This window comes from Formosa sp. F44 (assembly GCF_056238645.1).
Map to the genome: position 1 here is coordinate 827,490 of NZ_JBWDLJ010000002.1, position 12,433 is coordinate 839,922.

General features: G+C 30.8%; 11 protein-coding genes. All 11 read left to right on the top strand.

Translation table 11 applies throughout. The features are described from left to right. Window positions 1-18 precede the first annotated feature (18 nt). The 11 genes from AC0UBM_RS08625 (at window position 19) to AC0UBM_RS08675 (ending at window position 12,429) form a co-directional block, all read left to right on the top strand. Window positions 19-915, top strand: coding sequence for a glycosyltransferase family 2 protein (locus tag AC0UBM_RS08625; protein WP_475688350.1), 897 nt, complete (start codon window positions 19-21; stop codon window positions 913-915). Continuing rightward, a complete protein-coding gene (locus AC0UBM_RS08630) occupies window positions 905-2,050 on the top strand; it encodes a glycosyltransferase family 4 protein (RefSeq protein ID WP_475688351.1) in 1,146 nt (381 codons plus the stop codon). The genes AC0UBM_RS08625 and AC0UBM_RS08630 overlap by 11 nt, the downstream gene beginning before the upstream one ends. Continuing rightward, entirely contained in the window at window positions 2,040-2,987 is a 948-nt protein-coding gene (locus tag AC0UBM_RS08635; protein ID WP_475688352.1) for a glycosyltransferase family 2 protein, read from the top strand. Before AC0UBM_RS08630 ends, AC0UBM_RS08635 begins: the two co-directional genes overlap by 11 nt. Window positions 2,988-3,201: 214 nt before the next feature. Further along, the gene (locus tag AC0UBM_RS08640) at window positions 3,202-4,176 is read left to right on the top strand and encodes a glycosyltransferase family 2 protein (RefSeq protein WP_475688353.1); all 975 of its coding nucleotides are present in this window, start codon (window positions 3,202-3,204) and stop codon (window positions 4,174-4,176) included. A gap of 19 nt (window positions 4,177-4,195) precedes the next feature. Continuing rightward, entirely contained in the window at window positions 4,196-5,074 is an 879-nt protein-coding gene (locus tag AC0UBM_RS08645; protein WP_475688354.1) for a polysaccharide pyruvyl transferase family protein, read from the top strand. Between the two features lie 13 nt (window positions 5,075-5,087). Next, the gene (locus AC0UBM_RS08650; RefSeq protein WP_475688355.1) at window positions 5,088-6,380 is read left to right on the top strand and encodes a glycosyltransferase; all 1,293 of its coding nucleotides are present in this window, start codon (window positions 5,088-5,090) and stop codon (window positions 6,378-6,380) included. 154 nt (window positions 6,381-6,534) lie between these two features. Next, window positions 6,535-7,557, top strand: coding sequence for a glycosyltransferase (locus AC0UBM_RS08655; protein WP_475688356.1), 1,023 nt, complete (start codon window positions 6,535-6,537; stop codon window positions 7,555-7,557). Between the two features lies 1 nt (window position 7,558). Then, window positions 7,559-8,809 (top strand): glycosyltransferase family protein, encoded by a 1,251-nt coding sequence (locus AC0UBM_RS08660; protein ID WP_475688357.1) that lies wholly within the window; start codon window positions 7,559-7,561, stop codon window positions 8,807-8,809. Between the two features lie 201 nt (window positions 8,810-9,010). Further along, complete coding sequence (locus AC0UBM_RS08665) at window positions 9,011-10,300, top strand: glycosyltransferase family protein (protein ID WP_475688358.1); 1,290 nt, start codon at window positions 9,011-9,013, stop codon at window positions 10,298-10,300. 12 nt (window positions 10,301-10,312) lie between these two features. Then, the gene (locus AC0UBM_RS08670) at window positions 10,313-11,572 is read left to right on the top strand and encodes a glycosyltransferase family protein (RefSeq protein ID WP_475688359.1); all 1,260 of its coding nucleotides are present in this window, start codon (window positions 10,313-10,315) and stop codon (window positions 11,570-11,572) included. Then, entirely contained in the window at window positions 11,572-12,429 is an 858-nt protein-coding gene (locus AC0UBM_RS08675) for an alpha-1,2-fucosyltransferase (protein ID WP_414036234.1), read from the top strand. Before AC0UBM_RS08670 ends, AC0UBM_RS08675 begins: the two co-directional genes overlap by 1 nt. The last annotated feature ends 4 nt before the right edge of the window (window positions 12,430-12,433 follow it).

Consider the following 12,433-nt stretch of genomic DNA (forward strand, 5'->3'; position numbering starts at 1 on the left):
CTTAATTAAAATAAAAATTTGAAGACGTATCCAAAAATATCCATAGTAACGCCAACCTATAATCAAGGGCAATACATAGAAGAAACAATTAAGTCTGTATTAGATCAGAATTACCCGAACTTAGAATTTATAATTATGGATGGTGGTAGTACAGACAATACTGTCGAAATTATAAAAAAATATGAAAAACACCTTACACACTGGGAAAGCAAGCCTGATAAAGGACAAGCGAATGCCATAAATAAAGGATTAAAACTAAGTACAGGTGAAATTTTTAATTGGTTAAATTCCGATGATTATTTAGAGTCAGGTGCTTTATTTACTATAGCAGAAGCTTTTAATGATAAAAATATTGATGCCGTTGCCGGTCAAACCGTTTATTTTGAAGATGATGTATTTCAAGCCCCTGAACAACTAGCTAATCTAGAAGCAGAGAAGTTAATAAGATGGGATAAAGGAGTAGTATTTATCCAACCAGGTTTATGGACAAGACGATCTCATTTTATTGATTGCGATGGAGTAAATGAGCACTTCCATTACGCTTTTGATTGGGATTTAATAATTAGATATTTACATCTTTTTCCAAATGTAAAGTACATAAATAAGCCTTTGGTTTACTTTAGACTGCATGATGAATCTAAAACGGTGAGCAGTATTGAAAAATTTCATGCTGAAGAAGCTGAAATATTGAAGAAAATAGGAGTTACACCTAAATTTAAAAAGCTCAAAAAAATAGCATTAGGTAGAAATGAACGACGTGAGTGGTATGTGATTCTAGATAAAATAAAATCTGATAAATCTAAATCTAAGTTAGATAAAATATCCTCAATTATTAAGATGAGCCTAGATTGGCCTTCAGAAAAAATGAATAGAATTACATTAGGAGCAATTAAAGAAATTTTACTTGGGAAATAATAATAAAACCTTACTTTGGATTTTGCATGAAGGTAACTCAAGTGGCGCTAATATGGCCCTTAACGAGTACTTTGAAGTATTGCTTGAAATGGGGTATGATTTAAAGGTTATAAGTCCTTCAAAAGGAACTTTTGTAGACCTTCTAATTGATAAGAGTATTGATGTCGAAATTATTGGTTTCTACAGTTGGACTAGAGCTTTAAATCAAAACTTTTTTATTTCTGGTTGGTTTAGAAGAGTTTTGAGAAACTGTTATGCGAGCCTTAAAATAGCGCTTAAAACAAAGGGAATATATGCAATATGTACTAATACTATTTGTTCTAATGTAGGAGTGATTGCGTCAATATTAACTTATAAACCGCACTATCTTTTTGTTCACGAATTTGGTGAAGAAGACCATCAATTTAAATTAAGTGTGCCTACACGATTAGGGTATCAATTTTACGAAAGATTTTCAAAAAAAATAGTTGTAAATAGCTTGGCTGTAAAAGCAAAATGGTTAGACATACTTCCTGATGAGAGAAAAATAGATTTACTATATAATTTAGTAAAGACCCCTAAGAAACAGACCGTAAAAGTAAGAGATTATACTAAAAATAATTTTCTAATGTTAGGTCAAATTAGTGTAGCAAAAGGTCATTTAAATGCGATATTGGCAATAAGTGCACTAAAGCCTGAAATAGAAGATATTAGATTAGATATCGTTGGAAGTGTAACTTCACCCGAATATTATCAAAAGTTAGTAGACAAAATAGAATTACTTGATGCTAGTAGTTATATCCATGTTTTACCTCCAGTAAACAATCCTTATGAATTATTTAATGATTATAAGGCTATGCTTATGTGTTCTAAAAGAGAGGCCTTTGGTCGAGTAACTGTAGAAGCACTGAAATACGGGTTACCAGTTATTGGAGCAAACTCCGGAGGAACCAAGGAAATTCTTAAAGATCATATAAATGGGCTTATATACGAAGAAGGATCACTGGATGATTTGGAAAATAAGATAAAAGAAATGTGCATAATTTCCATGGAAAACTACCAATTAATGTCATCTAATGCGGAGGGGGCACGTTTAGAGTTTAATTCTACTACCTGTAAAATGCAATTTATTAAAATTTTTAAGAATGAATCCTAAAGTAACTATAGCGACTATCACATATAATTCCTCTAAGTATGTAAGAAAATCGATAGAAAGTGTATTGGCACAGAGTTTTACAGATTTTGAATATTTAATTTCAGATGATTGTTCAACCGATGGTACATGGGAAATTGTTGAGGAATATAAAGACCCGAGGATACGAGCTTGGAGAAATGAAACTAATTTAAGGGAATATCCAAATCGTAATAAAACACTTTTTGAGGCTAAAGGAGAGTATATAATTTGGATTGATGGAGACGATATCTTTTACCCGCATGGCTTAGAGTATATGGTAAAAATGCTGGATGCGTTTCCTAATTCGGCTATGGCATGTGCTCGTCCTCATTGGGATAATATGGTATATCCATATGAGCTAACACCTAAGGAAGCTTTTAGATATGAATTTTTAGGAAGTCCTGTATTAATTAATGGATTTCCGGATACTTTAATTAGAACAAAAGTGTTAAAAGCGTTAAATGGTTTTCCTACAGATGTAATCTCTGGAGATACGTACTCTAAAAGAATGTTGACTTTAAAAAATAATGTCTTGCTGGTTAATCAACAAGTTTCCTGGTGGCGAAGAACTCCTGGTCAGGCTTCTTCAAAGTTACATGCTTTAGAAGGTGTATTGAATACATATAACAGTAGTCTTGATATTTTAGAAAATGATGACTGCCCCTTGGATGAGTCGGAAAGGCTTAAAGCTATAGAAATTCTACGAATAGGTATGTGTAAATATCTTATTAAGCATGAGTTAGTTTATGGACGATTAGTTTCTTTATTTAAAATTAAGAAATTGTTGAAATTAAAATTATCAGATTTTCAAAAAGCGTTTATAAAGCGAAATTTTTTTTATATAACGGGATCAGGTGTTGATCCATTAATGGTGGATTTTAGTAGGAATCCATATGCATCAAATTACGAATCTAAATAAAGAGTTTTTCTCTATTTTTTTTGTCAATTAAACGGGGTGAATTTAACTAAAGGATTAAATTCAATTAAGGATGCAATATGAAATAAATTAGGGCTTCTTGATTGCATTAAATTCTTAAATAGAAAAACAAATAATTATAATATTAAACTATGTTGTTTGAGTTTTTAAAGTATTATTAAGAATGAAATATTTAAAGTTAATTAGTTATTTATAAATGAAAATTTCCATAATAATACCTGTATATAATTTAGAAAAAGAATTATCCGAATGTTTGGACTCTTGTATAAATCAAACTTACACAGATATAGAAATAATAGTAATTGATGATGGAAGTCTAGATGATTCTAAGCACATTATCAACGTTTATTCAAAAAAAGATGAACGAATAAAAGCATTTTTTCAAAAGAATAAAGGAGTAAATGTTGCTAGAGAAAATGGAATTAGTAAAAGCACAGGAGATTATGTGGTTTTTGTAGATGGAGATGATACTCTTGTGACAAATGGAGTTGAAAAGTTAGTCCATTTGGCACAGATACATAAGGAAGATATAATCGTGTCACGCTTTAATATTATTCATTCAAAAACAAAAGCGCATATTAAATCATCAGATCTATATCCTAATTTAAATATAAAAGGAAAAGATTATGCGTATTCGCTATTAACTACAGGAGGGCATCAGTTATATGCGAAACTATATAACCGTAAAATTTTTAAAGACATTGTATTCTATAACTTCAAATCGACAGAGGATTTATTAGTCTCTATTCAGCTGGCTTTAAATATAGACAAAATTGTTTGCTCGAATGAAGTAACGTATAATTACATGGTGCAAAGAGTAGGTAGTGTAATGACTTCTCACGTGAATAATAGATTTAAAGATAATTTTTTAGCAAGTTATGAGGTGTTGACTGTTTTTAATAAACATGAATTATTACATTCTCATAAACATGATTTAGTAAATTTTATAGCAAATAATTTATTTGTCTATTTATATAGGAGTCCAATTCTTAAAATAGAGCATTTAGAAAAAGTAAAAGAATTAGTGAATTTTTGTTTTGAAAATTTACAGAATATAAATTCTAAAGGAATAAAATTGGCTATATCATTAGCAAAAATTAATAGTGTTTTTGCTTCAAGCTATATTCAATTATCTCAAAAGTATAAAAAAACAATTCCAGATTGGAGGTAATGAATTTAATAAAGAATAAATGAAAAGAAGTATGAGAGCATTTTGGTATTGCGATATTTCTAATTTTGGAGATATCTTAAATCCTTACATCGCAAAAAAAAATTTTAGCACGGAACTCAAGTATAATCATTATTACAGTTTATTCTATTACTATAGAGTTCTTTTTTCAAATTTAAGACGAACTAAAAAAGTTAGACTTCCTTCTAGACAGGTTATAGCCTATCCTTGGCAACCGGTGTTATTTGGAATTGGTTCAATACTTGATTATGCCAACGGACAAACAATAGTTTGGGGAAGCGGATTTAGAGAATTTGATAGTAAGTTTTTAACAGGAGAACCTGTGAAAATTTTAGCAGTTAGAGGAGAGCTAACAAAAAAGAGATTATCGGAGATAGGATATAATTCTAAATCAGATATTGCTATAGGCGATCCCGCATTACTAATGCCATTAATATATTCGAGCCCTGCAAAAAAAACTTCTCAAAATAAAATAGGTATTGTTCCTCATTATTCTGAGTATGATTATTTTGTTGAGACGTATGGAGAGTCTTATGAAATAATTGATATGATAAACGAAAATGTAGAGGAGGTTATCGATTTAATTAATAGTTGCGAATATATATTATCAACATCATTACATGGTGTTATAATTGCCCACGCTTATAATGTGCCTGCAATATGGATTAAAAACAATAACATTGGTACAGGAAAATTTAAATTTCATGATTATTTCAGTTCAGTAGGAATTCCGTTTTATGATGGCTTTAACAATTTTAATGAGGTTTTAAAAAGTCAAGACAATGTGATTACTTTTTTTAATAATAATAAGGATAAGTCGTCGATAAAGACGTCTTTAAAGGAGATACAGGATAATTTAATTAATACTTTTCCTAATTAACAGAAATCTTAAAATGAAAATTCTTTTTACACTAGAATCATTTTTCCCTTCTCATAGGGCTGGAACAGAAGTTTATGTTTTAAATTTATGTCGTTATTTTAAGAATAATGGATGGGATGTTGGTGTTTTAATTACGACCAAAGAACAGCAATCTGATTATAAATTTGAAGAAATAGATATATATACATTTAATATACCTGAAAAACCAGACGCAAGAGAGTTAAATGGTTTAATAGCTCCTCGAGGGATGGAGTCATTTTTAGTACGTGTAAAAGAGTTTTGTCCTGATGTTATTCACTTTCATTCCTTTGGAAGAGCAATAAACAGCTATCACTTAAAAGCAGTTCATGATTTAGGTATTAAGACGGTATTTACACCACATTTAGGAGGCCAGTTTTGTATTAAAGGAGATATGAGACTGTTTAATAGAGAAAATTGCGATGGTGAAATTATAGAATCTCGTTGTTTGAATTGTGTACTGCAAAATAAAGGATATAAGGGGGGTGTTGCTAAAGGTTTAGGGGAGGTAATCGCACATATGTCACACACTCCTTTTTTGAAAAACAGATTACCCGCTTCTTTTAATCAAGCTAAACATCGTAAAGCCGAAATGAAGCGTATTGATAGTTATGCCGATATCGTATTCTCAATAGCTCCATGGATACAAGAGGCTTTTAAAGCTAATGGTGTTAATAAAGCAAAATTAATTCCTCAAGGAATAAGTCCTCTTTTTTTTAGAGAAAGGAATAAAACTAAAATCCTTGAAAATAGACAAGAATTTCTTCATTTTGCATTTATAGGTAGGATGCATCCGTCAAAAGGCTTCCATTTGTTGGCTTCAATTTGGGAACAAGTTAGCCCTAAATCTACGCTTCATATAATTACCAATCCTTCAGGAGGTGAATCTGATTTTTTCAACAAACATAAAAAATGGGCTAATAACACTGAAAACGTGATTTGGAATGAGGCTTTATCTCAGAAAGAAGTTTCTGATTATCTAGATAAAGTTGATGTTTTAATTTTACCCTCCATTTCTAATGAGGTTGCACCATTAGTAATCTTAGAGGCGGCCACAAGACAAATTCCAGTAATCGGTTCAGATTATGTGGCTATAAAAGGAATGATAAATCATAATGTTAATGGCTTATTATTCGAAAATGGTAACTCTAAAGATTTACTAAAGCAAATTGAAAAAATTATTAGTAAAGAGGAAATACTTAATAATTTAAAGAATAATGTAGGCAAGCCTAAAGATATGAACGAAGTGGCTGTTATTGTTGAGAATTCCATATTGGAATTGTTTTAGAAATTAACATAAGGCATCTCAGAGAAGCTATAGTTTTAGATTTTGTCGATTTTATTTGTTGTTCTAATTTTAAACATAAAATATGTTTGATTTTTTTTGAAATAAGTTATTAACTAGTGATTGTAGTAAGCAATACTTAAATGAATATAGATATATGAAAATTCTTATACCTGTAGATCCTGAAATTCCGGTACCACCATTACTTTATGGAGGAGTGGAGCGGTTAGTAGATGGACTCGTCAATGCATATACCTCAATAGGCCATGATGTCATTTTAGTAGCGCATGAAGATAGTAAATCGGCGTATGCCAAAATTTATGCATGGCCTGCCAAAGATTCGAGAGGAAGTTTAAATACCTTTAGGAATTCAAGAAAATTGTATCAAGTTGTAAGTAAAGAAAAACCAGATGTTATTCATAGTTTTGGTAGGTTACTTTATATGTTTCCTATTATGATTTTTAAGAATATTCCAATGGTTATGACTTATGGAAGGGCAATTAGTGTGAAAACGACAGGAATTTCGTCTAAACTTGCGGGAAATAAATTATATTTTACATGTTGTGGAGCCCATATGTTAAAAGATCTGCCTAATACAAATAATTTTACACCTATACATAATTTTACTTTAGTTGATTATTTTATTCCTAACTCTACTGTAAAAAAGGAATATTTAATGTTCTTAGGAAGAATTGAAGATATTAAGGGAACTAAAGAAGCAATAGATGTTGCCCTAGCTTGTAATCAAAAGCTAATTATTGCAGGTAATATTCAGCCAGGCCATGATGCTTACTTTGAATCGCAAATTAGACCTTTTCTTAATAATGAGCTAATTGAATATGTAGGTCCTGTTAATGACTCACAAAAGAAAGAGTTATTACAGAAAGCAAAAGCATTTTTGTTTCCAATTAAATGGGAAGAACCATTTGGGATTGTCATGGCAGAAGCTATGGCTTGTGGGGTGCCAATAATTGGATTTAAAAGAGGGTCTGTACCAGAAGTTGTAAAAGATGGTGTTACTGGTTTTGTGGTCAACAATGTAGATGAAATGATACAAGCCGTTCTAAAAATAGATGAGATAGATAGAAACGTTGTAAGAGAGGATTGTGTCAATCGTTTTTCTTTAGAATTTATTGCCAACGAATATTTACAACTTTTCCAAAAAATGCTAAAGGCATAATATGAAAAATGTATTATTTATTCTTTCAGGTAATTTATCTACTACACCTAGAGCTGTAAAAGCAATTCAGACGCTTCCGGCCGGAGTTAACTGTGAAGTTGTAATGGTTAATAGAAGTAAGTTATGGAAAGATAAAGATGTAGATATAATAAACGATTTAAATGTCAAGGTAAATTATCTAGATTTAGGTAGATCACCTTTAGTGCCCTGGATTAAAGCAACATTTTACCAAAAGTTAGCTACTATTCTTTATAAATTCAAAAAAGATAGTGTTTGGATAAATGGATTCGCAAGTAATAAATCGGCTATAATACTTCATCAGTTTTTAAAAAAACAAGAGTATTCACATATTGATCTAATTATGGGGCACAGTGGTGGAAGTATGTTTCCTGGCTATATGTTAAGCCAAATTATAAAAGCCCCCTTTTTATTTGATGTAGAAGATTATCACCCAGGGGAGTCAATCTCTTCCGACGCTATAAATGAGAAACAACGTCGAGAAGACTTAATGAAATTTATTTTACCAAAAGCTAATGCCATTACTTATGCTAGTCCATTAATTGGTGAATATACCTTGAAATTAATAGGAGGACATCATTGCCATGAACTTGTCCTAAATGGTTTCAAAGAAAAAGAATTTATTGCCCCTAAAGAAAAGGGAGAAAACGATAGTCTAAAATTAGTTTGGTTTAGCCAAAAAGTAGGTTTTGGACGTGGTTTAGAAAATTTAATTGAGGCTTTATTGGGGCTTAAATCTCTAGGTGCAAGCAGTATTGAATTAGTTCTAATTGGAGAAATGGATGATGTGTTTTTCGATGAAAAAATAAAACCTAATCTAAATATATTTAAAGAAAATAATGTTGAAATAGAGTGTTTTCCAGCGCTACCGCAGCCACAATTACATAATTTATTGAGTACATTTGATGTAGGTTTGGCATTAGAATTTAACGAAGCAGATTTTAACCGGGAATTGTGCTTAACAAATAAAATAATTACTTACGCACAAGCAGGATTGTATATTCTTGCTACAGATACTAAGGCACAAGTTCAATTTATTGAAAAGGATAAAAATTTGGGAATTATTTGTAATCAAACGACTTTTGGAGTACAGAAAAGTTTAAAGAAATTAATTAATAATGAGATGGAAATTAGAAGCTTAGCGGTAGAGCGTTTTCAGTTAGGAAGAAAATTTAGTTGGGAGCAAGAATCTAAGAAGTTAGAGAACATGTGGAATCAAATATTAAAAAAATAAGCTTGTGAAAAAAGAACTCATTAAATGTCAGTATCGGAGTTTTGAAGATTTGGCAAGAATTCATCATGAACAATAGATAAATAATTATAATTCTTCTCTAGGCAGGAGTATAATGACGCTTAGGAAAAGTACTGTAGAATGGAAATAGTTAAATTCATTGCATTTTATGGTCGAATATTTGTAATAGATAATTAAAATAATTTGAAACATTTACTATTCTTAACTACCAATAATTTAGCTACAAATCCGCGCCTTGTAAAAGAGGTACAGTTGGCTTTGCAGATTAAACATCGTGTAACTATTATTATGTTTACACTTAATAATTGGAGTGATGCCAAATCAGATACTATAATAACGCAATTAGAAGCAGTTAATAAAGAAGCCAAATCTAATTTAAATATAGTACCAATTGAGGCCATTGCATCTAATAAAGTTAAATGGTTCATATATGGTTTCGCCGAAAAAATAGCTAAAAAAGGTTATAAATTACAATCAAAAAATATTGCTTTTAATGCTTTTGGGAATACCAGAAGGTCTTTTCAGTTACTTTTTAAGGGCAAGGAATTAGTCATTGCACCAGATGTAATTTGTGCACATAACCTTGGAGCTCTTTACCCTGCATATAAATTAGCTCTATTGTGGAACATACCATTTATCTTTGATGTTGAAGATTATCATCCTGGGGAAACCGTTGATTTTGATGCTGTTAATGAAAAACAGAGAAGGGAATATCTCATGAAAATACTTTTGCCGAAAGCAAAAGCATTAACATTTGCAAGCCCTCTAATAGGTGAGTATACGTTAGATTTAATTGGTAGTCATAAAAACACAGAAACTATATTAAATGGCTTTATAGAAGAAGAGTTCAAATTTCCAAGTGAATCTTGTAATTCTGATAATGATTTGGATTCACCGTTAAAACTGGTGTGGTTTAGTCAAAAGATAAGTTTCGGTAGAGGTTTAGAACAGCTTTTCGAAGCATTGTCTAAAATTTCATTTCGGAAAGATGACGTAATAATAGATGTCACACTTATAGGAGAGTTGGATGAAAAATTTAATGAGGAAATTATTAAGTCTGTGAAGAAAAATTTTATTAAGAAACCAATTTTTATTCATGTTAAGGCACCTCTAGCACAAAAAGAACTTCATAAGTTATTGAGTAAATTTGACGTAGGTTTGGCCTTAGAGTTTAATTCAAGAGATCTAAATAGGCAAATTTGTTTAACAAATAAAATAGTTACTTATGCACAAGCAGGTTTATATATTTTGGCTACAAATACAAAAGCTCAAGCTCAGTTTATTTCTAAATACCCTATATTAGGTGTTTTGAGCGATCAAACTGTTGAAGATATTGAAAACACTATATTACAGTTAATACAACAGAAAGTTGAAATTAAGAGGAATAAAGTATTGAGGTTCGAAACGGGTAAGCAGTTAAGTTGGAATACTGAGGAAAGAAAACTGAGTAATCTTTGGAAAAGAATATTTTAAAAATAAAGCAAATTGAAAACAGTACTTATCATATATCCACATTGGGTTCCTGCGAATTTAGCAGGAGTGCAACGTCCTAGATTAATTGGAAATTATTTAAAATCGTTTGGCTGGCATCCATTGTTATTAACGGTAGATTCTGAATTTTATGAAGAGCCTTTAGATCCTCATATTTCGAAAACAGCTTCAAAAGATATTGAAGTTATTTATACCAAAGCATATAAGGTTTCTAAACCTCGTATTATAGGAGATATTGGATTAAGAGCATTTCCTTTTCTTAAAGAAAAAGCATTACAAATTTGTAAGGAAAGGAATATAGATTGTATCTGGATTCCTATTCCTTCATTTTACACAGCTATATTAGGTCGTGTATTACATGAAAAAACAGGTATTCCTTATGGAATTGATTATATCGATCCTTGGGTAAGAGATATTACAAATCAGAATGATACAAGAGCGAAGTTAAGCCAACTAGTTGCTAGTAATTTAGAACCTTATGCGGTGAAAAAAGCATCATTTATTACTGGAGTATCTACACCTTACTACTGGCCAGTTATAGAACGTAATTTTAAAACACCACCTGAACATGTGGGGATGCCATATGGTTTCGATCCTAATGATCATAAATTAAAACTAGAAGGATTAAAAATGCCTTGGGATGGAATAGAAAATTGTAAGCCTTGGATTTATGCTGGGGCATTCTTGCCTAATTCACATGTATTTATGGATTGCTTTTTTAAAGCAATAAACGATTTAAAGGATAGTGGAAATTGGGATAATAATATTAAGCTGTTCTTTATTGGTACGGGACAATATCCCGCTAAACGAATTACAGCTTATGCATCGGATTATGGTTTAGAAAATATTGTGATAGAGCAAAGAGAACGCCAACCATTTTTGCACATTTTAAATTATTTGTCGCAAGCAGATCGTGTTATGTTATTTGGTAGTACCGAGAAACATTATACAGCTTCAAAAACATTTCAATGTTTATTAAGTGAACGTCCATTATTTACTGTTTTACACGCAGAAAGTTCGGCAGTTCAAGTTATAAAAGACGTAAAGGCAGATGCATATTTAGTACCATACGCTGAAGGCGATACAAAACCAAATATTGTTAGAGCTATGGTAAATGCTTTGGTATCTTTTCAGAAAGAAGAGGATTGGTCTCCTGAATTACAATCATTGGATCAGTATTCTTCAAAGCAGTCTGCAAAAGTACTGGCTGAGGTTATGGATAAAGTAATTTTTAAAACTGAAAGAAAAGTATAATGGATAATAATAAAGTAACTTTATATTTAGAATTTCCAAGGTATGGACTTTGTAATAAAATTATAACATGGGCAAAGGCTTTTGTATGGTGCAAAGAAAATGATGCAGACTTACTTGTAAAAAGCTGGGTGCACATACCAATAGGAAGTGTCTTAAGAAGAGAGAAATCTAAACGATGGTACAAGAATTTCTTTAAGACACCTAAAATTTCAATTTGGAAACAAATCCAATTTTATAAAGCTCCAGTAATACGGTCCTTTGAAGAAAATAAAAAATCTGGAGAGCAATACTATAAGTTTGAATCAACTCCTTTGGTTGCCGATATACCTCTATTACAAAATTATAGAGATGATATATTGAACTCTTTTTTTGAAATGATTGAAACCAATCATTCGCAAACTATCGAAAAGATAAAAAATCCTATTATAGGAGTCCATATTAGAAGAGGTGACTTTATAACAAACGGAGCCGTCTTAGATTTATCTTATTATATAAATGTAATTAAAGATTTACGAAAAGTAAATGGAAATTCATTAGATGTCACAATTTTTTCAGATGGACATGAAAGTGAATTATCAAGTGTTTTAGAATTACCCAATGTATCATTGTTTAATACGGTTAATGATTTGGTGGATTTAGTAATGTTATCTAAAAGCCAAATATTAGTAACAACAAAAGGCAGTAGTTATAGTTATTGGGCAGCTTTTATATCGAACGCAGTTGTTATACATCATCCGGAAACCTGGGTGAAAGAATGCAGGCCAAAAGAAATTAATAATATTAAATTTGAAGGGATTTATCCTCAAAATAATAAATGGCCTGACTTACTGGTAAATAATATTAAAAAAATCAAATAATTTT